The 22,631-nt window shown below is 65.1% G+C and carries 23 protein-coding genes; 3 read left to right on the forward strand and 20 right to left on the reverse strand.

Features of this window, described 5'->3' with window-relative positions:
- Positions 1–44: 44 nt before the first annotated feature.
- Both JQ639_RS05430 and JQ639_RS05435 read right to left on the reverse strand, forming a co-directional pair.
- Positions 45–1,295, reverse strand: a complete 1,251-nt coding sequence (locus tag JQ639_RS05430) for an ABC transporter substrate-binding protein (RefSeq protein WP_211970185.1) — start codon at positions 1,293–1,295, stop codon at positions 45–47.
- A 45-nt stretch (positions 1,296–1,340) separates the two neighbouring features.
- Positions 1,341–2,153, reverse strand: a complete 813-nt coding sequence (locus JQ639_RS05435; protein WP_211970186.1) for an SDR family NAD(P)-dependent oxidoreductase — start codon at positions 2,151–2,153, stop codon at positions 1,341–1,343.
- A 112-nt stretch (positions 2,154–2,265) separates the two neighbouring features.
- Between JQ639_RS05435 and JQ639_RS05440 the strand changes: the two genes are divergently transcribed.
- Together JQ639_RS05440 and JQ639_RS05445 are read left to right on the forward strand one after the other, a co-directional pair.
- Positions 2,266–2,988 carry a GntR family transcriptional regulator gene (locus tag JQ639_RS05440; protein WP_211970187.1) on the forward strand — a complete coding sequence of 241 codons (723 nt, stop codon included), beginning with the start codon at positions 2,266–2,268 and terminating at the stop codon, positions 2,986–2,988.
- A gap of 77 nt (positions 2,989–3,065) precedes the next feature.
- Entirely contained in the window at positions 3,066–3,836 is a 771-nt protein-coding gene (locus JQ639_RS05445; RefSeq protein ID WP_211970188.1) for an SDR family NAD(P)-dependent oxidoreductase, read from the forward strand.
- Between the two features lie 4 nt (positions 3,837–3,840).
- Here the strand turns inward: JQ639_RS05445 and JQ639_RS05450 are convergent, their stop codons facing one another.
- The 6 genes from JQ639_RS05450 to aptA all read right to left on the reverse strand — a co-directional run bounded on the left by JQ639_RS05450 (position 3,841) and on the right by aptA (position 10,948).
- The gene (locus JQ639_RS05450) at positions 3,841–5,190 is read right to left on the reverse strand and encodes an amidohydrolase family protein (protein WP_211970189.1); all 1,350 of its coding nucleotides are present in this window, start codon (positions 5,188–5,190) and stop codon (positions 3,841–3,843) included.
- 81 nt (positions 5,191–5,271) lie between these two features.
- A complete protein-coding gene (locus JQ639_RS05455; RefSeq protein ID WP_211970190.1) occupies positions 5,272–6,645 on the reverse strand; it encodes an amidohydrolase family protein in 1,374 nt (457 codons plus the stop codon).
- 55 nt (positions 6,646–6,700) lie between these two features.
- Positions 6,701–7,516 carry an ABC transporter permease gene (locus JQ639_RS05460; protein ID WP_211970191.1) on the reverse strand — a complete coding sequence of 272 codons (816 nt, stop codon included), beginning with the start codon at positions 7,514–7,516 and terminating at the stop codon, positions 6,701–6,703.
- A gap of 9 nt (positions 7,517–7,525) precedes the next feature.
- Positions 7,526–8,326 (reverse strand): ABC transporter ATP-binding protein, encoded by an 801-nt coding sequence (locus JQ639_RS05465; protein ID WP_211970192.1) that lies wholly within the window; start codon positions 8,324–8,326, stop codon positions 7,526–7,528.
- A 44-nt stretch (positions 8,327–8,370) separates the two neighbouring features.
- Positions 8,371–9,444 (reverse strand): ABC transporter substrate-binding protein, encoded by a 1,074-nt coding sequence (locus JQ639_RS05470; RefSeq protein ID WP_211970193.1) that lies wholly within the window; start codon positions 9,442–9,444, stop codon positions 8,371–8,373.
- A 172-nt stretch (positions 9,445–9,616) separates the two neighbouring features.
- Complete coding sequence (aptA, locus tag JQ639_RS05475; RefSeq protein WP_211970417.1) at positions 9,617–10,948, reverse strand: omega-aminotransferase AptA; 1,332 nt, start codon at positions 10,946–10,948, stop codon at positions 9,617–9,619.
- Between the two features lie 175 nt (positions 10,949–11,123).
- Between aptA and JQ639_RS05480 the strand changes: the two genes are divergently transcribed.
- Positions 11,124–11,672, forward strand: a complete 549-nt coding sequence (locus tag JQ639_RS05480) for a cupin domain-containing protein (protein WP_211970194.1) — start codon at positions 11,124–11,126, stop codon at positions 11,670–11,672.
- An 11-nt stretch (positions 11,673–11,683) separates the two neighbouring features.
- Here the strand turns inward: JQ639_RS05480 and JQ639_RS05485 are convergent, their stop codons facing one another.
- From JQ639_RS05485 to JQ639_RS05540, 12 genes are all read right to left on the reverse strand, one after another.
- A complete protein-coding gene (locus JQ639_RS05485) occupies positions 11,684–12,076 on the reverse strand; it encodes a hypothetical protein (protein WP_211970195.1) in 393 nt (130 codons plus the stop codon).
- 122 nt (positions 12,077–12,198) lie between these two features.
- The gene (locus tag JQ639_RS05490; protein WP_211970418.1) at positions 12,199–13,668 is read right to left on the reverse strand and encodes an ATP-binding cassette domain-containing protein; all 1,470 of its coding nucleotides are present in this window, start codon (positions 13,666–13,668) and stop codon (positions 12,199–12,201) included.
- An 8-nt stretch (positions 13,669–13,676) separates the two neighbouring features.
- Positions 13,677–14,603, reverse strand: coding sequence for a branched-chain amino acid ABC transporter permease (locus JQ639_RS05495; protein WP_211970196.1), 927 nt, complete (start codon positions 14,601–14,603; stop codon positions 13,677–13,679).
- A 2-nt stretch (positions 14,604–14,605) separates the two neighbouring features.
- Positions 14,606–15,481 carry a branched-chain amino acid ABC transporter permease gene (locus JQ639_RS05500; RefSeq protein WP_211970197.1) on the reverse strand — a complete coding sequence of 292 codons (876 nt, stop codon included), beginning with the start codon at positions 15,479–15,481 and terminating at the stop codon, positions 14,606–14,608.
- Positions 15,482–15,569: 88 nt separating this feature from the next.
- Complete coding sequence (locus JQ639_RS05505; RefSeq protein WP_211970419.1) at positions 15,570–16,808, reverse strand: ABC transporter substrate-binding protein; 1,239 nt, start codon at positions 16,806–16,808, stop codon at positions 15,570–15,572.
- Positions 16,809–17,309: 501 nt separating this feature from the next.
- Positions 17,310–18,164 carry a D-amino-acid transaminase gene (locus tag JQ639_RS05510; protein ID WP_211970198.1) on the reverse strand — a complete coding sequence of 285 codons (855 nt, stop codon included), beginning with the start codon at positions 18,162–18,164 and terminating at the stop codon, positions 17,310–17,312.
- Between the two features lie 61 nt (positions 18,165–18,225).
- Positions 18,226–18,957: an amino acid ABC transporter ATP-binding protein gene (locus tag JQ639_RS05515; RefSeq protein ID WP_211970199.1), complete on the reverse strand. Its 732-nt coding sequence runs from the start codon at positions 18,955–18,957 to the stop codon at positions 18,226–18,228.
- 10 nt (positions 18,958–18,967) lie between these two features.
- Positions 18,968–19,660: an amino acid ABC transporter permease gene (locus JQ639_RS05520; RefSeq protein ID WP_211970200.1), complete on the reverse strand. Its 693-nt coding sequence runs from the start codon at positions 19,658–19,660 to the stop codon at positions 18,968–18,970.
- Between the two features lie 9 nt (positions 19,661–19,669).
- A complete protein-coding gene (locus JQ639_RS05525; protein WP_211970201.1) occupies positions 19,670–20,401 on the reverse strand; it encodes an amino acid ABC transporter permease in 732 nt (243 codons plus the stop codon).
- Between the two features lie 78 nt (positions 20,402–20,479).
- Entirely contained in the window at positions 20,480–21,400 is a 921-nt protein-coding gene (locus JQ639_RS05530; protein ID WP_211970202.1) for an amino acid ABC transporter substrate-binding protein, read from the reverse strand.
- Positions 21,401–21,946: 546 nt separating this feature from the next.
- Positions 21,947–22,261 (reverse strand): cupin domain-containing protein, encoded by a 315-nt coding sequence (locus tag JQ639_RS05535; RefSeq protein ID WP_211970203.1) that lies wholly within the window; start codon positions 22,259–22,261, stop codon positions 21,947–21,949.
- Positions 22,262–22,282: 21 nt separating this feature from the next.
- On the reverse strand, positions 22,283–22,585 hold the full coding sequence (locus tag JQ639_RS05540; protein WP_211970204.1) for a hypothetical protein: 303 nt from the start codon (positions 22,583–22,585) through the stop codon (positions 22,283–22,285).
- Positions 22,586–22,631: the final 46 nt, after the last annotated feature.

Raw genomic sequence — 22,631 nt, forward strand, 5'->3', positions numbered from 1 at the left:
GCGCGCCGCCCCCGCGGCGCGCGCCTCCCGTTAGCGATTGGCGATCAGTTCGGCCGCTGCATCTTGCAGGACGGCGCGACCTCGATGGCGGCGGTCTTCGCGTCGACCACCTTCAGCAGCTTGAAGCCCATGTCGGTGCCGTCGACCTTGTGGGTCGCAGCTTTCGACACCTCGCTGACGGTGATCGGCAGAATCGCCTGGTGGTCGTCCTTGCGCACCGACCACGGCCCGATCGGCGACTCCCAGCTCGCGGTCTCGATGGCCAGCGCCAGCGCCTTGGCGTCGATCGCCCCGCCCTTGAAGTCGACGGTCTTGAGCGCCTCGCCGAGCAGCATCAGCGCGAACACCGCGGTCGGCTCCTCGGAATAGGGATAATGACCGATACGGGTCTTGAAGTCCTCGATGAAGGCCTTGCCCTTCTCGCCGCCAGCCTCGAGGTTGTAGATCTTGACGAGGTAGGAGCCGAGCGCGGCCGGGCCGGCGTTGCCGAGGGTGCCAGGCGTATCCAGCGAAGTGTTGCCGAAGCGCACCTTGGAGCCGGCGTCGCCCGCGGCCTTGAGCAACAGGATGATGTCGTTGGCCCAATTGCCGGTCAGCACCGTCTCGGCGCCGGACGCCTTGATCTTCGCCATGTAGGGCGAGAAATCCTGGATCTTGTTGACGTCGTGCAGTACTGCCTCGACCACGGTGGCGCCGGCTTCCTTGACCGCGCGGGCCTGGGCAGCCTGCATGTCGTGGCCGTAGGAATAGTTCTGGTTGATGGAGTACACCTTGGTGCCGAGCACGCCGGTCTCCTTCATCACCTTGACCAGCGCCTGCATGCGCACATAGGGGTTCGATCCCATCCGGAAGAACCAGAAGTGGCAGCGTTCCGCGGTCAGCTCATAAGCTTCCGAGCCGACGTTGTAGTAGATGATCTCCTTGCCGGGATTGCGCAGGTTGTACTTGCGAATGTCCTCGGTGAGCTGGGCGGCGACGGCGGACGATGACGCCGAGGAGATGACCCGCGCGCCGTCGGCGATGGCGGTCTTGAGCTTGTCGGCGGCGCCGGTCGGGCCGCCCTGGTTGTCGTACTCGATCAGCTGGACCTTGTCGCCGTTGAAGCCGCCGGCCTCGTTGATCCTGGCGACGCCGTAGCGCATGCCTTCGGTGAAGGCGATGCCGGTCTGCGCCGCCGGACCCGACAACGCCTCGATCATCGCGATCTTCAGCGGTTCGGCTGACGCCGCTCCCATCAGCGCAGCGAGTGACACGCCCGCAGCCAGCATCTTCAACAATGATTTCACAACAGCCATGACGGCCCTCCCTCTCGTTTTGGTTCTTGCTTGCCCGGACGCCAGCTACTGCTGGGCGTCCAGGATCTTGCTGGCGTAGTCGCGGCCCCTGGCGTGGGTCAGGAAGCCGGCAGTCAAACCGCCGTCGACCGGGATCACCGCGCCGTTGACGTAGGACGCGTGGTCGGACAGCAGAAACAGGATGACGGCGGCGATCTCACTCGCCTGTGCGACACGGCCGAGCGGCGTGCGGTCGCACATCACCCCGTCGACGAAGCGCTCGGGCACGCCGCCGCGCAGCATCGGCGTATCGACCGCGTTGGGCCCGACGCCGTTGACGCGGATGCCGCGGTTGCCCCACTCGATGGCCAGCGTCTTGGTCAGCCCGACCACCGCCCATTTCGATGCGGCGTAGTTCGCCCGCCCCGCCTGACCGCCGAACGACGTGATCGAGGCCAGCGTGACGATGGCGCCACGCTGGCGCGGCAACATCACCTCGGCTGCGGCCTGGCAGCTGTAGAACGTACCGGACAGGTTGATGTCGATGACGTCGCGCCAGGCCGCGCCGTCCATGGTCTCCGCCGGCTGGGTTCGGGTGATGCCCGCCGCCGGTACGAGGCCTGCGATCGGGCCGGTGCCGCGCTCGATCGCCGCGACCACCGCCTTGGTGGCGTCGAGGTCGCGCACGTCGAGCGCATGCCCCACAGCGCGGGTGCCGAAACGATCGGTGATCTCCCGCGCGGTCTGCGACGCGGCCGCGCCGTCCATGTCCGCGAGCGCGACATCGCCACCGGCCGCGGCGATCGCCTCAGCGGTCGCCCGGCCGATGCCGCGCGCCCCGCCGGTGATGAGAAACAGCCGTCCAGCAATTCCGTCCATGAGCACCTTCCGATCGGGGGCGGCTTATAATTGGATACAATTACCCTTGTAAAGACCAATTTCAAGGAATAAAAAACCTCCTAACGCTTAGATTGTATCCAATAGGATCCACATGGCTGCCAACCGCACGCGGTCCCAGACCGTGACCGACGACATCCGCGAACTGATCGTTCAGGGAGAATTGCAGCCGGGCGAGCACGCCAACGAGCAACCGATCGCCGAGCGTCTCGGCGTGTCGCGCACCCCCGTGCGAACAGCACTGAGCACGCTCGCGAGCGAGGGCTTTCTCGTCTACCACCCCAACCGAGGCTACTTCGTCCGGCGCTTCGACCTGTCGGAACTGATGGACGCCTATGACGTCCGCGCCACGCTGGAAGGCCTCGCCGCCCGGCGCGCCGCCGAGCGCGGGCTGAGCGAGGAGGACGAAGCCGCGATCCGCGCGGCGCTGGCCGACGGCGATCGCATCCTGACCAAGGATCATTTCGAGCCGGACGACCTGCTGCCCTACCGCGCAATGAACATGGCGGTCCACGGCACCGTTATCCGCGCCGCCCACAGCGCCCGGCTCGAACAAGCGATCCGCTCGGCGCAGAACATGCCGCTGCTGTCCGACCGCATCATTCTCTGGCAGGACCTGCCGATCCTGCGGCGCTCGCACGACGACCACCATCGCGTGCTCGACGCCATCCTGCATCGCAAGGAATGGCGTGCGGAATCGCTGATGCGCGAGCACGTCTATTACGCCGGCCTCAACCTGCAGCGTCACCTGCGCCAGTATTGCGGCCATGACGACGTCATCCAGCCGGAAGCCTGGCGCGACGTGCTGGCCTCCTAGCGGCGCCTCGCCGTCCGCTCACATCGACCAAAAAAAACAAGACGAGAACGACAACAAGAACAACAGGAGACTTCGGGATGAGCGCCTCGACCGCACTGTTCGACATCACCGGCCGCATCGTCATCATCACCGGTACCTCGTCCGGTATCGGCCTCGCCACCGCGCAGGCCTTCCTGCAGGCCGGCGCCCGCGTGCTCGGCACCGACCGCACCGAGGCGCCGGCCGTGCTGACCGCGCATCCGCAATTCGGCGGACTGACGCAGGATCTGACCGCCGAGGACGCCGGCCATGCGGTGCTCGCCGCCTGCCGCGCCCGCTTCGGCGAGGTCGACGTGCTCATCAACAATGCCGGCATCGGCGACGCCAAGTCGATTGCACTCACGAGCGACGCGGATCTCGCGCGCTATCTCGCCGTCAACGTCGCCGCGCCGTTCCGGCTGTGCCGCGAGGTCATCGCCGCCATGAAGGGCCGCGGCGGCGCCATCATCAACATCGCCTCGGTGTTCGGCATGGTGGGCGCCGCGAACAGCTCGGCCTATGCGCCGACCAAGGCGGCTGTCATCGGTATGACCCAGCAGCTCGCCACCGAGTTCGGCCGCGACGGGATCCGCGTCAACGCCGTCGCCCCCGGCCTGATCGCCACGCCGCTCACGGAAACACGGCTCGGCACCAATCCCTGGTTCCGCACCATGATGATCGACAACTGCCCGCTCGGCCGCCCCGGCCGTGCCGACGAGATCGCCGCGGCCTGCGTGTTCCTGGCGTCGCCGGCCGCGAGCTTCATCACCGGCGTCACGTTGCCAGTGGATGGCGGGTGGTCGAGCGCCAAGTTCCTGCCGGCGCCCTGACCTCTCACACCCCCGGCAGGGCGTAGCCGGACTCAGCCGACAATCGCGTCACCGAGTCGATCAGCTTCTCGCCCAGCGCCTTGCGCTTGCCCGCGTCGAACAGCAGGCGGCCGTGGCGCTTGCGCACGATGCCGTCGACGATGACCGTGTCGACATTACCGGGATGCGACTGCTCGACCGCGGCGAACACCGGGTCGTGCACCGGGAACAGGTTGAGCTCGCCGGCATCGAGCATGATCAGGTCGGCCTTCATGCCCGGCCGCAGCGCGCCGATGTCGCGTTCCATCATCAGCGCCTTCGCGCCGGCCGTGGTCGCCCAGCGCAGCGCCTCCCGCGACCGGATCATCGGGGTCGCACTCTTCTGCAGCAGGCCGCCGTTGCGCGCGAACAGCAGCGCCATCTGCATCTCGCGCCACAGGCTGCCCGTCACCATCGCCTCGACATCGACGCCGATCGATGGCGTCGCGCCATGGGCGATCACGCGCAGCATCGCGGTCATGTTGGGATAGTCGTGCAGCTCGTTCATGTTGGTGCAGGTGATCGAGCAGCCGGCGTCGAGCAGCCGGCCGATCTCGTCCGCCGACAGATGATGGCAATGAACAAGATTGTGGTCCGGGCCAAGCAACCCCATCGCCAGCAGCCGATCGTAGCCGTCCGGCACGATGGCGTTGGCCCGCGACTTGGTGACATGGGACGATGCCAGCAGGCCGAGATCCCTGGCGAGACGGACATTGTGCAGCGACGCCTCCCAGTCCGCCCAGTGCGGTCCGGCGATGCCGAGGCCGAGCGTCACCCGGCCCGCATGGGCGAAGCGGCTCGCCTGCAACGCCTTGACCCGATCGGCGGGATGCAGCCGCCGCGCCGGCAAGGCGCCCGGCTTCGCCGGTTCGCGCAAGCCGTCGCCGTGGATGTACATCGCGCGCAGCCCGGCATCGACCAGCGCATCGACCGAGCGCTCGGCCTGCTCCAGCGAGCGCAGGTTGTGGGAATAGTCCAGCAGCGTGGTGACGCCGGCATCGAGCTGACCAAGGGCCCCGAACAGCGTGCCCAGATAGTTGTCCTCTGGCGTGAAGCGCGTGGCGATGTCGCCATAGAGGATCCGAAAGTAGTCCGCCGACAGCCACTCTGAGCCGACGCCGCGAAAGCCAGCCTGGAAGGTGTGCAGATGCATGTTGATGAGGCCCGGCATCACGATCATGCTGGAGGCGTCGATCTCCTCGTCGACCGCCATCGTCAGATCGCGGCCGATAGCCTCGATACGGTCATCGGCGATGACGAGGTCGATGTTCTGTTGGTCGCCAATGGCATCGTCCATCGACACCAGCCATCCACAGCGCACCCGTGTTCTTGTCATGTGGCTCTCTCCCCGGCCCCAAGGGCCTGCGTCGCAACGTCGAGCAAGCCGGGCGCGGCTGCACCCCCACCCGGCTTGCGGTCAGGCCGCCTTCAGCACGAAACCGCCGGCGCGCATGACACGCTCGACCGAGGTGACGAGCTCGGCGCGGCGGCGCGCCAGCACGTCATCCGGGAACACGCGTCGGCCGCCCTGCTTGCGGACGACGCCGTCGATCATCACGGTATCGACATTGCCGGCATGGGCCTGATCGGTGATCGACAGCAAGGGATCGTGCACCGGGAACAGGTTGAGGTCGCTGGCCCGCAACATCACCAGATCGGCCTTCTTGCCGGGCGTGATCGAGCCGATCTGGTCTTCGAGGCCGATCGCCCGCGCGTTGCCGATGGTCGCCCACAGCAGAGCTTCACGCGACCTCACCGGCATGACCTGCAACGGCGGCCGGCCGGCGGCAGCATTTTCCCGGAGCGCCGCCCAACGGGCATGCAGCAGCGCGGCCTGCATCTCGCGGAACATCTCGCCGGTGACGATCGGCTCGACATCGATGCCGATCGACGGCAGGCCGCCGAACGCCCGCACCCGCAGCGTGACCGGATCGGCGGCATGGCCATGGAGCTCGACCAGCACCGTCGCCGTGACCGAGGCGCCGGCCTCGACCAGCGGCTTGAGCTCCTCATCCTCGATGTAGTTGCCGTGGACGAGGTTGTGGTCCGGGCCGATCAGTCCGGCCTCCACCAGCCGCTTGTAGCCGCCCGGGGCTACCTGGTCGGCGATCTTGCGGGTGGCATGGGAGGTCGACAGCAAGCCGAGCTCGCGCGCCAGCCGCAGGTCCTGTTCGGCGACCTCGTAAGTGCCCCAGTGCGGGCCGAGGATCGCCATCGCCAGCGTCACCAGCCGATCGTCGGACGCAAAGCGCGACTTGCGCAATGCTTCGATGCGGTCGCGGGGATGAGGCACATGGGTATAGGGCACCTCGCCCGGCCGCGTCGGCGGCTTGGCCGTGCCATGGGCGAACACGGCGCGGATGCCCGATGCCTCCAGGCCGTCGACCGACCGCTCGGCGTGCTCCAGCGAGGTCAGGTTGTGGCACCAGTCCAGCACCGTGGTAACGCCACCGTCGATCTGCGCCAGCGCACCGACGAGGTTGCCGAGATAGTTGTCCTCGGGGCCATAGTGAGTGGCGAGATTGGCGTGGATGTTCTTGTGATAATCCGGCCCAAGCCACTCCGAGCCGATGGCGCGCAAGCCGGTCTGCCAGGTGTGCAGATGGGCGTTGATCAGTCCCGGCATCACGATCATGTCGCTGGCGTCGATGACCTCGTCGGCATCCGCGGTGATCCCCTGCCCGGCTGCCACGATGCGATTGCCCTCGACCAGCACCCGCGCACGGCGGTGATCGCCGATGGCGTCGTCCATGGTGACCAGCCAGCCGCATTCGATCAGGGTTCGTTTCATCCGTCATCCTCCCCTGGCTCGCGATGGAGCCGTTTCCATGCTTGTTTATCGTTGATTATTTTGCGCGCCAGCGATCGACCACCGCACCGATGCGATCCTGTACCTTGGTCAGCGCGATACCGATGATCGCGAGCAGCAGCAGGATCGCGAACACCTGCCCGGTCTCCAGCACCTGGCCGGCGAGCTGCAGCTTGGCGCCGAGGCCGTAGCGTGCAGTCTGCATCTCCGCCGCCACCACCAGGATGATCGAGATGCCGAGCGCGAGCCGCAGCCCGCCGAAGATCGCCGGCACGGCCGCCGGCAACACCACCTTGCGCTGGATCTGCACCTTGCTGGCGCCGAGGTCGCGCGCCGCGAGGATCAGCCCCTCGTCGCACTGCTTCACGCCGATGATGGTGTTGATCAGGATCGGAAAAATGCAGCCGAGCGCCGACAGCGCGATCTGGAAGGCGTTGCCGGTGCCGAGCCAGATCACCAGCAGCGGCAGCAGCGCGATCTTCGGTACCGGATACAGCGCGGCGACGAAAATGTCCGCGATCGCATAAATCCGCCGCGACATGCCCATCAACAGGCCGAGCGTGATGCCGACGATCGCGGCGAGGAAGAAGCCGCCGAAGATCCGCACCAGGGTGATGAAGAGATCGTAGAGCAGTTGCTTGTGCGCAAACAGGTCGTACAGCGCGACGACCACCAGCGACGGCCGCGGCAGGAAGATTTCCGGGATATTGCCCAACCGAACGGCCAGTTCCCAGAACGCCAGGAAGCAGGCGATGGCGACGGGCCCGTACCACCATGTGTCGTCGCGCAGCCGCTCGTCGGCGACGGGCTTGGGGGCAGCGATGTCGGTGGCGAGATGATTGACGTCGGTCATGGCGCGTCCTCAGTTCATCATCGCCTTGCGCACTTCGTCGCGCAGCAGGCCATAGATCTCGGCGAACAGCTCGCCAAAGCGTTTGTCTTTCTGCACGTCGAGGTCACGCGGCCGCGGCAGGTCGACCGGCAGGCTGGCGGCGATGCGCCCCGGCCGCGCCGTCATCACCACCACATGATCGCCGAGGAAGATCGCCTCCTCGATCGAATGGGTGATCAGCACCACGGTCTTGGCATGGCGTTCGACCAGCGCGGACAGCTGCTCCTGCAGATAGAGGCGGGTCTGTGCATCGAGCGCGCCGAACGGCTCGTCGAGAAACAGAATATCCGGCGACATCACCATGCCGCGAGCAAGGCCGACACGCTGCTTCATGCCGCCGGAAAGCTGGCCGGGATAGTGGTTCTCGAACCCCGCGAGCTCGACCGAACGGATCGCCTCCGCCGCGCGTTCGCGTCGCTCGGCGAGCGGCACGCCCTGAAGTTCGAGCCCGAAGGCGACGTTGTCGGCGACAGTGCGCCATGGCAGCAGGTTGAACGACTGCCACACTGTCGCCATCCGCGGCGCCTCACCGGGCGCGAGCGCGCCGGCGGCGTCGCGGTAGAGGAAGCGCACCTGTCCCTGTGCCGGCGCAACCAGCCCACGCATGATCAGCAGCAAGGTCGACTTGCCGCATCCCGACGGACCGACGATCGACGTCACCTTTCCGGCGGGAAACAGGCCGGAGACGTCGGTCAGCGCCGTCGTCGGCTGCCGGTTGCGGCTGAGAAAGCGGTGGGACACACCTTCGATGGAAATGTATTCGAACGACATCGGACGACACGCGCTCCTTCGGGAGGATGTGGACGTGAACGGGATCAGATGAACGGGTTCTTGTCGTCGAGCCGCTGCTTGGCCTCGCGGATCGCACGGTCGTCAAAGATCTGATCTTCCGGCACCGACTTCGCCAGCAGGTCGGTGCGCTCGCGCCAGAACTTCTGCTGCGCCACGATCGAGGGCATGTTCGGCAGACCGTCGATCGCCATGAACGTCCAGCGCGGCCGCGTCTCATCGATGATCGGCACGGTGAGGCCCGTGGCGTCGGCGATGATCTTGAGGATTTCCGGATTGCCGGACTTCGCCGCCGCCATGAACTCGATGTTGCCCTGCATGATTGCCATCGAGAAGCGTACCGCCGCGGAGTGCTTCTCTCGCAGGAATTTCTCGCTGGCGACCGAGCACGCCAGCACGAAATCCGGAGCCAGTTCGTCGCTCCAGGTCGCGACCTTGCCGATGCCCTTGTTCTGCGCGGCGTAGGCGCCCGGCAGCGGCATGTTGAGGATGTCGATGCGGTTCTGCTGCATCAGCGGCAGGCTCGCCTGCGGCGTCAGGCCCCACTGCCAATCGAGGTCGCCTTCCTTCAGGCCGGCCTTGTCGAGCCCGACCGTGTGAAGATATTGCGCAACGCTGCCACGCGACGAGATGCCGATCTTGCGACCCTTGGCGAGACGATAACCGTCCGGACCGCGAAAACCTTTCTCCCACATTTCGTTCGAGACCATGATCGCATTGGAGCCCCAGCCCGGCGCTTCACGTCCGCGCTCGAAGAACAGGCGTAGTCCGGTGCCTTTCGCCATCAGGTTGAACAGGCCCGCACTCAGCGTCGCGCCGGTGATGTCGAGCTCGCCGGCGGCGAGCGCCGGCATCGACAGCGAGCCATCGACATGGCTCGTCGGCTCGATCTCGATGTTGAGCTTTTTGAAATAGCCCTTCGCCTGCGCGATGAAGTACGGCCCGCCGGAAATGTAAGGCGCGTATCCCATGCGAATGCGCGCCGGCTCCAGAAAGCCGGATTGCGCGAACACGTAAGGCGCATGAAGCGCAGCGCTCGCGGCAGTTGCCGCTCCGATGGTGAACTGGCGTCGTGTGATCCGTTGTCCGATCTTTTTCATGATCCGATCTTCTCCTCCCGAAAGTCGAAGAATAGCCGGCATGCAATCGATTGCAAATGAATTCCCGAAAAAGGCCGCCCGGCAGCCGCTGTCGCAGTGCTCGGGTCAGCCTTGATGATCGTTCGGCGGCGCCCTCCCTGGCCTTACGTTTTCCGCCGGCGTCGCCCTGTCGTCACTTCACCTGCGCGATCGCTGCACGCAGCGTTGCGACGATTTGTCCGATCTGCGCTTCCTCGATGATCAGCGGCGGCGACAGCGCGATGACATCGCCAGTCACACGCACCATGACGCCCTGGCGGTAGCATTCGGCGAACACCTCGCCGGCGCGCGCACCAACAGCGCCGTCGCGCGAGGCCAGCTCGATGCCGGCGATCAACCCGATGGCGCGGATGTCGATGACATGCGGACAGTCGCGCAGCGTGTGCATCGCGTCCGACCAGCCGGCGGCAAGCGAGGAACCACGGGTCAGCAACTTCTCGCGTTCGTAGATCCCAAGCGTCGCAAGGCCTGCCGCGCAGGCCGCGGGATGCCCCGAATAGGTGTAGCCGTGGAAGAATTCGATCTGGCTTTCGTCGCCGTGCATCAGCGCATCATAGATCGCCGAGCTTGTGAACACCGCGCCCATCGGGATCGCGCCATTGGTCAAACCCTTCGCCGTGGTGACGATATCCGGCGTCACGTCGAAGTAGTCGGTGGCGAACGGCGTGCCGAGGCGGCCGAAACCGGTGATCACCTCGTCGAAAATCAGCAGGATGCCGTGTTTGGTCGCGATCTCACGCAGCCGTTGCAGATAGCCCTTCGGTGGCAGCAGCGCGCCGGTGGAGCCGGCAATCGGCTCGACGATGACGGCGGCAATCGTCTCTGCGCCATGCAGCGCCACCAGCCGCTCGAGATCGTCGGCGAGTTCCGCGCCATGCTCCGGCAGGCCACGGGAGAAGGCGTTGCGCGACAGGTCATGGGTGTGGCGCAGATGGTCCGTGCCCGGCAGCGACGGGAAGACTCGCCGGTTGTTGACGATGCCACCAACCGAGACGCCGCCGAACCCGACGCCGTGATAGCCGCGCTCGCGGCCGATCAGACGGGTGCGGCCGGCCTGGCCGATCGCGCGCTGATAGGCGAGCGCGATCTTGAGCGCGGTGTCGACCGATTCAGAGCCTGAGTTGGTGAAGAAGACCCGGTCGAGGGTGCCGCCACCCGGGGCCATCGCCGCAAGCTTCTCGGCGAACTCGAAGGCCAGCGGATGGCCCATGTTGAACGACGGCGCATAGTCGAGCGTCGACAACTGCCGCTCCACCGCCTCGGCGATCTCGCGCCGCCCGTGACCGGCGTTGACGCACCACAGTCCGGCCGAGCCATCGAGGATGCGGCGATCGTCGGCGGTCGTGTAGTACATCCCCTGCGCACTCGTTAGCAGCCGCGGCTCGCGCTTGAAACGACGGTTCGGCGTGAACGGCATCCAGTAGTTGGACAGGTCGAGCGCGTTGGCCGTGGCTTGAATGGTCATGGGGGACGTTTCCTTTCGTTGAAGGAAGGGAACCACGTGTGCGCGGGCGTTGAATAGTCCTTTTCTCATTTCTAATAACCCATTGAAATTGCTTGCATCAAAATTGCGTATTTGTTGTATTCTGAACAACCCCAACACCCGCCGGCTCGGTCCGACGGTCCCCACGGACACCGCAATGAGCGACGACATCGGCAACCGGCTGCGATACCTGCGAATTCGGCACAATCTCTCCCAGCGCGAGCTCGCCAAGCGCACAGGCGTGACCAACTCCACGATCTCGCTGATCGAGTCGAACCAGACCAACCCGTCGGTCGGCGCACTCAAGCGCATTCTCGACGGCATCCCGATCGGCCTCGCGGAGTTCTTCTCGTTCGAGCCCGATCGCCCCAAGCAGGTGTTCTACCGGGCGGACGAACTCGTCGAGATCGGCAAGGGCCCGATCTCGTTCCGCCAGGTCGGCGAGAGCATGCTGGGACGCGCGCTGCAGATCCTCAAGGAGCGCTACGAGCCGGGAGCCGAGACCGGCAAGGTGCCGCTGGTGCACGAGGGCGAGGAAGGCGGCGTCATTCTCAGTGGACGGCTCGAAGTCACGGTCGACGACGAGCGCAAGATCCTCGGCCCGGGCGACGCCTACTATTTCGAGAGCCGGCGGCCACACCGCTTTCGCTGCGTCGGTCCGGCGCCGTGCGAGGTGATCAGCGCCTGCACCCCGCCGACGTTCTGAATACAGGCGTGCTAGTTGGCGGGCGTGGCCGGCATGCGGAAGTTGGGGAACCGCGACAGCAGCGCAGCCTTCACGAACTTGAAGTGCTTGATGCTGTGGGAGAGTTCGTCGAGGCGGCGCTGGCCGTTGGCGATCTCCTGATCGAACAGGTTCTGATGGTGGGTATCCAGCGGCTCGCGGTGCAGGTACTCGTCACTGTCGTTGCCAAGCGTCACCGCGGCGCGCGCCAGCACATCGTCGATGCGGGTGTTGAGCCCCGACCACTCGGTTTCCGCGGCTCCGACCGCACCATCGATCGCCTGGACGATCGAGGCGATGCGGCCACCGTCGGTCTCCGCGTCTCGCCCTGCCGATCGAGCGCGAAAGGTCCCGCCGGAGCGCGCACGCGAAAACAGTTGGAACATGATCGCCCCCTTGACCGCTGCCGAAATGCGGATCGTTGCAGGACGGGTATCATCGGCCAGCTCACGCAAGCTGTAAATCCGGGTTCGCCCCGATTTTCTCTACGCGGATACCACCCCGCCGCTCATAGATACCCCTCACCCGCCTCCTCGGCGAAGCGGCCGGGATCTCCCTCCCACACGATCCGTGCGTGTTCCAGCACATAAACCCGGTCGGCATGGGGCAGCGCGAAGGTCACATTCTGCTCACCGAGCAGCACGGTGATCGCGGTGGTCTGGCGCAGCCGGGTCAGCGCCTTGGACAGCTGTTCCAGTATCACGGGTGCAAGGCCGAGGGTCGGTTCGTCGAGGATCAGGATCTTGGGCTGCATCATCAGCGCGCGGCCGATCGCCAGCATCTGCTGTTCGCCGCCGGACAGCGTCTGCGCCATCTGCCCCTGGCGCTCTTTCAGGATCGGGAACAACTCGAACAGCCAGGCGAGCTGGCGGCTACGAGCCGCGTCGTCGAGGTGCTGGCCGCCGAGATCGAGGTTCTCGCGTACCGTCATCTCGCCGAACAGCTCGCGCGTCTCCGGGCAATGGACGATGCCGCTGCGGGCAATCTTCGCCGGTGTCTGGCCGCGCAATGACGCGCCGTCGCGAACAATCTCGCCCTTGAAGGGCAGCAGACCGGAAATGGCGTTGAACAGCGTCGTCTTGCCGGCACCGTTCAAACCGACCACGGAGACGAACTCGCCCTGATGGACGTGGATGGACACGTCCTGCAGCGCCTGCGCCTTGCCATAGGAGACGCTGAGGTTTTGCACCTGCAGCAGCGGCACCTCGTCGGCAAAGCTGGTCTCGGGGCGGGCCGACGTCTCGATCGCGCCGCCGAGATAGACGCGCCGCACCGTGTCGTTGCGCATCACTTCGTCGGCGCGGCCGGTGACAATCTCCTCGCCGAGATACATCGCCAGCACCCGGTCGACCAGCGCGGCCACGCTCTTGACGTTGTGGTCGACCAGCAGCACCGCTCGCCCCTCGTCACGAAAGCTTCGGATCAGGTCGGAGAAGGTCGCGACTTCCGCCAGCGTCAGACCGGCGAAGGGCTCGTCGACCAGCACCACCTTGGGGTCGCGCGCGATCGCCTTGGCAAGCTCGAGCCGGCGCAAATCGGCAAACGGCAGGGTCGGCGGCCGGCGGTCGATCACCGCGCCGAGCCCGACCCGCTCGGCGATCCATGTCGCCCGCGCGATCAGCGCATGGTCGGCGAACAGTTTGAACAGGCTGTCCGGCAGCAGCGCGACCATGATGTTTTCGAGCACGGTCTGGCGGTTGAGCGGCCGCGAGTGCTGGAACACCATGCCGAAACCACGCCGGGCAATCTGATGGGCAGGTTGCCCGGCGATGTTGTCGCCCTCGAACCGCACCGTGCCGGCGGTCGGCCGCTCGATGCCCATGATCGACTTCATCGCGGTCGACTTGCCCGAACCGTTGGGGCCGATCAGGCCGAGGATCTCGCCGCCATGAAGATCGAGACTGAGGTTCTTGACTGCCGTGAGGCCGCCAAAACGCTTGACCAGTCCCCGTACCTCGAGGACCGGCGCCGATTGCACCGCTGCACTCACGAGCGCGCTCCCCGTGACAAAGCATAGCCGAGGAAGCCGTTCGGGATGAACAGGATCGCGAGCAATGCGACCGTCGAGACGATGAAGGTGGCGAGCTCGCCAGTCGGCCGCAGGAACTCGCCCGCGACGATCAGGAAGATGGCGCCGAGCGCGGCCCCCAGCACCGTGCGCCGCCCGCCGAGCACGGCCGCAACGATGACCTGCACGCCAACAGCGACATCGACCACGGTGCCGACCGAGGCGGTGCCGAAGTAGAACACCAGCAGCGCACCCGACAGGCCGGAGAAGAACGCGCTGACGATGAAGGCGGCCAGCTTGTGCTTGACGATGTTGAAGCCAAGCGCCCCGGCCTGCACCGGATCCTGGCCGCTCGCCTGCAGGATCAGTCCGACCGGCGAGCGCGACAGACCGTAGAGAATGGCCGCGCTGATCGCCATGAAGCCGAGCGCGATCCAGTAGTTGATGTCGGCGCTGATGGTGATCACATCGGGAATGGTGAGGCCGATCTCGCCGCCGGTGAGGTCGGCGAACACGACGATGAAGTTCTGCAGCATCAGCACCGCCACGAGCGTGGTGAGGCCGAAATACGGGCCGCGGACCCGCAGCGCCGGCAGCGCAAGGACCAGCCCCGCCACCACCGACGCCAGCGCACCGAGGACGATGCAGAGATAGACCGACAGGCCATACTGGTTGTTGACGATGCCGGCCGTATAGGCGCCGACCCCGATGAGGAAGGTCGGCCCGAAATTGACCTCGCCGGCGAAGCCGAACAGCAGGTCCCACGCCATCGCGAACACGCCAAAGTAGTAGGCCACCGTGAGCAGGCCGAGAATGTAGCCGGACACGTAGAGCGGCAGCGTCGCGGCGAGGATCACCACGACAAGGCCGATCCACAGCGGTCGCGAACGAAGAATGTCTCCCATGCTCAGCGCCTCCCGAGCAGGCCTTGCGGCCGAATGTACATGACCGCGACCAGCAGCAGCAGCGCGGGAATGGTGCGATAGGCCGGTGAGATCACGTACGCCGTGATGGTTTCGAGATAGCCGACAACCAGCGCGGCGATCAGCGAACCCGACACGCTGCCTAGGCCGCCAAGCACGACGATGGAGAACGCGCTCGCCGTCAGCGGCCCGACGCTGTAGGAGCTGACGCCGAGAAACATGCCGAGCAGTACCCCGGCGATCCCAGCGAGAACGCCATAGATGCTCCACACCACGATGTAGACGTTGGTCAGCTCGAAGCCGAGTAGCGTGACACCACGCGGGTTCATCGATGCCGCGAGCACCACCTTGCCGGTGCGGGTGCGATTGACCAGCAGCCACAGCAGCGCGATCACGAGGCAACAAACCAGCGCAGTGAAGATCTCGTTGCGCGGGGTGCGGACGCCGGCGATGCTGACCACGCCCTCGACAATCGGCAGAACCGTCTTGGCGTTGTTGGTGAAGAAGTAGGCGATCAGCTCCTGGATCATGATGCCCCAGAGCAGCGTGCCTGTGAGCACGAAAATCTCCTTCTCCTCGTTCGGAATCTTGCGGGAGCGCTGGATCGGTTGCACCACCGCGAAGTAGGTGATCAGCGCGGCGACCAGCGCGACACCGACGCCCATCAGTGCGCCGCTGTAGGTGTCGAGATGGAGCACGCTCGCCGCGGCCCAGGCCGCGACCGCGGCCAGCACCATGATGGCGCCATGGGACAGGTTGAGCACACCGGAAACGCCGAAGATGAGCGTGAAGCCCATCGCGCCAAGCGCATAGAGGGCGCTGACGGCAAAGCCGTCGATCAAGATCTGCAGGACAAGCATCAGGTCACGCCGCGGCCGAGCCGGCCGTCACTGGAGGAAAACGGCACGGCGCTCCCGAACATCTCCGGGAGCGCCGCTGTCGGCACCGTCAGTTGCTCGTGACCTTGATGAAGCTCGGGAATTTAAGCTGTCCCTTCGCGACCTCCTTGGGCCAGACGCTGATCTGCCTGCCGTCCTGCCATTGCAGCATCAGGCCAGTGATCAGCCCCTTGCCGTACTTGATCGCGTGGGTGAATTGATCGTCCTTGCCGTAGAACTGCACCCGCCCGATCGTGCCCTCCCAGTCGGTCTTTTCCAGTGCAGCGACCAGCGGATCGGCATCGGTCGTCCCTGCCCGCTTGACCGCGTCGGCGATGAAGTAAACCTCGTCATAGGCGGTGTAGCCCGCATAGGACGGATAGTTGCCGAACCTGGCCTTGAAGCCTTCGGCGAATGGAATCGACTTCGGTGTCACCGCGACATCGGGCCCCGACACGCCCTGGTAGAGCACGCCGTTCGCCGCATCGTTGGTGTCCTTGCCGAAGGTGCTGTTGGTCGCCTGGGAGCTGATGCCGAGCATCGGGATCGGAACCTGCTGGTTCTTCCACTGCACCGTTGGCTGCACGCCGACGTGAGAGATGCCAGTGATGATCACGTCGGGCTTCGCCGCCTCGATCTTGTTGAAGATCGGCGTGAAGTCGGTGGTATCCGGCGAGAAGCGGATGTGGTCGAGCACCTTGAGCCCGATCTTCGGCAGGCACTCCTCGTAGCCGATGTCGAGCGGCTTGGTCCACGCCGCATCCTCGCTCATGATCACCGCGGTTTTCATCTTCTTGTCGTCGACAAGGAGATCCTTCGCGGCATCGCAGACCGACAGCGCCAGCGCCGCCGACGTCAGATAGCCGTGGAAGGTGTATTTGTTCTTGTCGTAGTCCTTGTGGACGCTGAGACTGATTTCGTTCGACGCCGCGCCCGGGGTAATGAACGGCGTCTTCAGCCGCGAGGCCCATGGCTCGAGCGCCAGCACCACCTCGCTGATGAAGCTGGCGATGACGACATTGACCTTGTCCTCGTTGACCGCGCGCTGAAACGCGCGGACCGAGTCCGCCGACGAACTGTGGTTGTCGTAGGTGATGATCTCGATCTTGCGGCCGTCGACGCCGCCCTTGGCGTTGATTTCATCGGCCGCCAGTTGTGCCGCCTGCGGAATCGAGGCGCCGGCGATCGCCTGCGCCTCGGCAATGATGCCGATCCTGATGGGGTCTGCGGCGCGCGCCGGACCGGCGCCGAGAAGTGCGGAGACGCCGAGGGACAGGCCCAGGGCGGAGGTCAGGAAAATGGATCGCATCGATCCCGGCGCACGCCGGAAATTCTGGTCATGCATGATCGGTTCCTCTCTCGCTTGGCGAGGCCTGTTGATCAGCCTCTTGGCATACCAGTGTAACCACCGCTGCGATCACGGCAAGACGAAGCGCGCAGCCACGCGCTTCACGATCGTGAAATGTCGTGCACCAGAGCGCGACCTATGCGCCGTTCGTCGATGTTGCTTTTGGAACGCGCCATTTTGAAACGCGCCATGGCAATGGCGCAGTGCGGCATGACCAGCCCAGAGCGTGGGCCATGGTCCAGCCCGACGCGTTGTGTCTGATACCGAAGAGAAGCGAAGATGGCGGATCGGCACGCGACCAACCCCAGACGTGCCGTCCGGGATCACCGGTCGCAGGCCGGATCGGAATGTTGCGGTCGCGAGATTTCCGCGGACAGGAAATGCGGTCGCTCGCGCCTTCCGCGGTGTGAAGCTGCCGAGCGCTTCACACCGCCGTTCGTCAATGAAGACGCGCCTGCCCCGTCAGTCGCCGGTGGCGCGGGCGAAATCGATATAGATCTCGCGCAACCGCGTCGCGACCGGTCCGGGCTTGCCACCACCGACGACCTCACCGTCGATCTTGACCACCGGCTGCACGAAGCTGGACGCGCTGGTGATAAAGGCTTCCTTGGCGGCGAGCGCCTCAGCAACCGTGAATGCCCGCTCCTCGATGCGCAGCTGCCGTTCGGCGGCGAGCGCGACCACCGCCTTGCGGGTGCATCCCGGCAGGATCGCGTTAGAGTTCTGTCGCGTCACCAGGGTGTCGTCCTGGGTCAGGATGAATGCCGACGACGAGCCGCCCTCGGTGATGGCACCATCCTCTACCATCCAGGCCTCCTGGCAGCCGGCCTCGGCCGCCGCCTGCTTGGCCAGCACCTGCGCCAGCAGCGCCACGCTCTTGATGTCGCGCCGCGCCCAGCGGATGTCCGGCACGGTCTTGACCGCGATGCCGGTCTTGGCAGCGGGCGCGTTGACGATGTCCTTGACACTCGTGAACATCACCAGCGTCGGCTTGGCGTCCTTGGGGAACGGAAAGTCGCGCTCGGCGGCGCCGCGCGTCACCTGCAGATAGACGAGGCCGTCGACAAGGCTGTTGCGCGCGATCAGCTCCTTCTGGATCTCCTTGATCCGCTCGAGGGTCTCCGGCAGCGCCAGGGCGATCTCGCCGACCGAACGCTGCAACCGCGTCAGATGGGAATCGTTGTCGACCAGTTTGCCATCGAGCACCGCCGAGACTTCATAGATGCCATCGGCGAACAGGAACCCACGGTCGAGGACCGAAACCTTGGCCTCCTCCAGGGGTACGAACGAACCGTTGACGTAAGCGATGCGACTCAAAGCGATATCTCCTCGACGATAGACCGGCGCGCGATAGGCGTCCGCTGGCCGTTATGAACCCTCAATGCGACAAGATCTTGGAGAGGAAGTTCTGGGCGCGGTCGCTGCGCGGCTTGCCGAAGAAATCTTCGGTACGGGCATCCTCGACGATCTCGCCGCGGTCCATGAAGACCACGCGCTGCGCGACCTTGCGGGCGAACCCCATTTCGTGGGTCACCACCATCATGGTCATCCCGTCGCGGGCGAGTTGCACCATGACGTCCAGCACCTCGCTGATCATTTCCGGATCGAGCGCCGAGGTTGGTTCATCGAACAGCATGGCGATGGGATCCATCGCCAGCGCCCGCGCAATGGCGACACGCTGCTGCTGACCGCCCGACAACTGGGCGGGAAATTTCTCGGCATGGGCCTTCAGGCCGACGCGGTCGAGCAGCGCCATGCCTTTGGCAAGCGCCTCGTCGTGCTTGCGGCCGAGGACTTTTTCCTGGGCAAGGCAGAGATTGTCGACGATCTTGAGATGCGGAAACAGCTCGAAGTGCTGGAACACCATGCCGACCTTCGACCGCAGCTTGGGCAGATCGGTCTTCGGGTCATTGACCTTGATGCCGTCGATCGTGATGTCGCCTTCCTGGAACGGCTCGAGCGCGTTGACGCACTTGATCAGGGTCGACTTGCCCGATCCTGACGGTCCGCACACCACCACGACCTCACCCTTGGCGACACTGGTGGTGCAGTCCTTCAGCACCTGAAAGCTGGTGCCGTACCACTTGCTGATGTGACTGATCTCGATCATGAGGAATCCGTTACTGGGCAAAGCTGATGCGCGCCTGCAGCCGCCTGACGCCGGCCGACGCGATGAACGAAATGACGAAGTAGACGACGGCCGCGAACAGGTACATCTCGACCAGACGCCCGTCGCGCTGCGCCACCTTGCTGGCGGCCCCGAGGAAATCGGGGATCGAGAGCACATAAACCAGCGAAGTGTCCTGGAACAGCACGATGGTCTGGGTCAGCAGCACCGGCAGCATCTTGCGGAACGCCTGCGGCAATACGACGTAGCGCATGGTCTGGGCATAGGTCAGACCGAGGGCCTGCGCCGCCGCCGGCTGGCCGCGAGAGATCGACTGGATGCCGGCGCGCATGATCTCGGAGAAATACGCCGCCTCGAACAGGATGAAGGTCACGAGCGAGGACGTGAACGCGCCGACATGGATCGGCCGCGACGCGCCCGTCAGCCACTGGCCGATGTAAGGCACGAGGAAATAAAACCAGAAGATCACCAGCACCAGCGGCAGCGACCGCATCAGGTCGACGTAGAGCCCGGCGATGCGTCCCAGCAGCTTGAGGTTCGACAGCCGCATCAGAGCGATCAAGGTGCCAAACACCAGTCCGCCGAACGCCGAGAGCGCCGTCAGCGTCAGCGTGAAGGTCATGCCGTCGAAGAACAGATAGCCGAGCGAACGGCGGATGACGTCGAAGTCGAAATTCGCGAACATGACGCCTCGCTATTTGCCGGTGATGTAGCCGGGGATCGCAACCCCGCGCTCGACGAAACGCATGGCGACGACGACCACGATATTGACCATCAGATAGAGGATGGTCGCGGCCGTGAAGGCCTCGAACACCTGGAACGAGAACTCCTGCATGGCGCGCGCCTGCCCGGTCAGCTCGATCAGGCCGATGGTGATCGCCACGGAGGAATTCTTGATGGTGTTGAGGAATTCCGATGTCAGCGGCGGCAGGATGATGCGAAATGCCATCGGCAACAGGATGTAGCGGTAGGTCTGCCCGGTCGTGAGGCCGAGCGCGGTGCCGGCCATCTTCTGGCCGCGCGGCAGCGCGTTGATGCCGGCCGAGAGCTGCACGGCGACGCGCGCCGACATGAACAGGCCAAGACCGATCACCGCCGTCAGGAACGGCGCATTGGGCAGCTGTTTCAGCCACAGCCCCCAGCTGCGGGGCAGCACTTCGGGCAGCACAAAGAACCACAGGAACAGCTGCACCAGCAGGGGCATGTTCCGGAACAGCTCGATATAGGCGAAGCTGATGCGCTGCGCGGTCTTCGAGGGCAGCGTGCGCATTACGCCGATGATCGCGCCAGCCACCAGCGCGATGACCCAGGCGCACAGCGCCGTTGCGATGGTCAACCACAGGCCGGACAGCAGCATGTCCAGATAGGTGCCGGTGCCGCTCGGCGACGGCTCCCAGAAAATCCGCCAATTCCAGTGATAATTCACGTTCGGTCCCCCGACCTCCGGATCACAGCGGGCACCCGCGCCGCGGGCAAGTCGCCGCGGCGCGGGCTGCCAGTCCCGTTACTTGGGAATATAGGCGTCGGGATCGGGCGAGTCCGACGGTTCGGCGAACGCCCTCTTCTGCTCCGGCCCCATCGGCACGTTGAGGTTCAGCCCCTTCGGCGGGATCTTCTGTGTGAACCACTTGTCATAGATCTTGGCGCCTTCCGGGCTCTTGTAGAGCGCCGCGGTCGCATCATCGGCCACTTTCTTGAAGGCCGGATCGTCCTTGCGCACCATGATGCCGTAAGGCTCGGGCTTGGAGAACGCGTCTTTCGAGATGACGTAGGCGTCGGGATCCTTCGATCCGGCGGCGAGGCTCGCCAGCAGGATGTCGTCCATCACGAACGCCACGGCGCGGTCGGTCTCGACCATCAGGAATGCTTCGGCATGATCCTTGGCCGGCACGATATTGATGCCGAGACTGCGCGCCGCGTTGACCTCGTTGAGCTGCTTGATGTTGGTCGTGCCCGAGGTCGACACCACCGTCTTGCCCTTGAGGTCGTCGATGGTGTTGAGGTGGCTCGACTTCTTGGAGACGAAGCGGCTGGCGGTCAAAAAGTGGGTATTGGTGAACGACACCTGCTTCTGACGCTCGACGTTGTTGGTCGTCGAGCCGCATTCGAGATCGATGGTGCCATTGGCCATCAGCGGAATGCGGGTCGCCGAGGTCACCGGGTTGAGCTTGACCTCGAGCTTGTCGAGCTTGAGCTCCTTCTTCACCGCATCGACGATGCGATAGCAGATGTCCATCGCGAAGCCGACCGGCTTCTGATTGTCGTCAAGATAGGAAAACGGAATCGACGAATCGCGAAAGCCGATCGTGATCGTGCCGGTGTCCTTGATGTTCTTCAGCGTGCCGGTCAGTTGCTGCGCCGCCACCGGGCCACCGCCCAGTGCGAGCGCCCCGATCGCGGCGCCGATGATCACATAGTTTTTCATTCGTCTTTCTCCTCCTCTCAAGCTCAGGCCGTGGTGGTTGCACCGCCTGTCCGGCGAACGGGGTGACCGCGGGCCTGGCCGCGTCCACTCCGTCCCGCCGGGAGCGGCGAAATGCTTGCATAATTCGGACCAGGACAAGTTCGGCGGACACCGCGCGTTCCCCCGGTCATGGGCAACGGTCATGGGCAACAGGCATCGGTCGCGGTCCGGCCTCCCGGACACCGGCGAAGACCAGCGATCACGGCACGGCTCGCGCTGTTGCGCAATATGGCTCGATTGTCCGTGTGCGATCGTCAGGAGGTCCTGACGCCTGCGCAGTCCCATTCATGGCCCCCTCCCGTCCCGCGCCCGGCTTGTCGCCGATGTCGTCTGCTGGGCCGGATGTTATTGCGCGCCTGCCCATCGGGCCGACGCCGTTGTTAGCCGATGAAGAAAGCAGCACCGGCGGAACGATGATAGCCCGAATTGGCGAACAACCGCCATTATTCGTTGGTGTGAAAACGGGCAACTGCACGGCAGATGGACGCCGTCGGTAACCGGTAACGCTCAGCCGGCGAGCGCTTCGGGACGCTTGACCTCGATCTCGACGAACGCAATCGGGTGTTCGGAACCGTTCATGACATCGTGTTCCACGCCGGCCAACCGGCGATAGGACTGCCCTGCGGACAACGGCACATCGCTGACGACCGCGCCGTCATGGATGCGCAGCACGCCATCGGTGAGCATGATCACGAAATAGGGCCAGCCGTGGCGATGCCAGCCGGTCACGGCCCCGGGAACGAAGTCCCAGCGGGTAATCCGGACCGTATCGTCGTCGCTCTGAATGGTTGGAATGGCCGGGGTCGTACACTGAAACGCCATCGCAAACCCCGTCCTTCCCCGTCAGCCTGGAATGATCCGCCGGCGCCTGGCCGACTTCTGCTCGACCACCACCACCCGTGGACCACGGCGCGCACCGACGCCCTCGATGATCTGCCGGACCGGTTCAGCCGCGCTCCGCACCCGGGTCTTCATGACTTCGGTGCGAACCTGATCGAGCGGCATGCCCATCAGCGCTGCTGCAATATCGGCCTGCTGCTCGCGATCGTCCGTGATCCCGGCGGCGGCGTAGATCGCCTCCTCCAGGGTCGGCAGGTCGACCTTGAGCCGCCGCGAACCGTACTTCGTATTCCAGGTGGTCGTCAAAACACTCGATCTCCAGTCGCCTCGGTACGCGCAGGGGTTGCACCAC

Origin of the sequence: Bradyrhizobium sp. U87765 SZCCT0048 (assembly GCF_018131225.1) — a bacterium.
Taxonomy (GTDB): Bacteria; Pseudomonadota; Alphaproteobacteria; order Rhizobiales; family Xanthobacteraceae; genus Bradyrhizobium_A.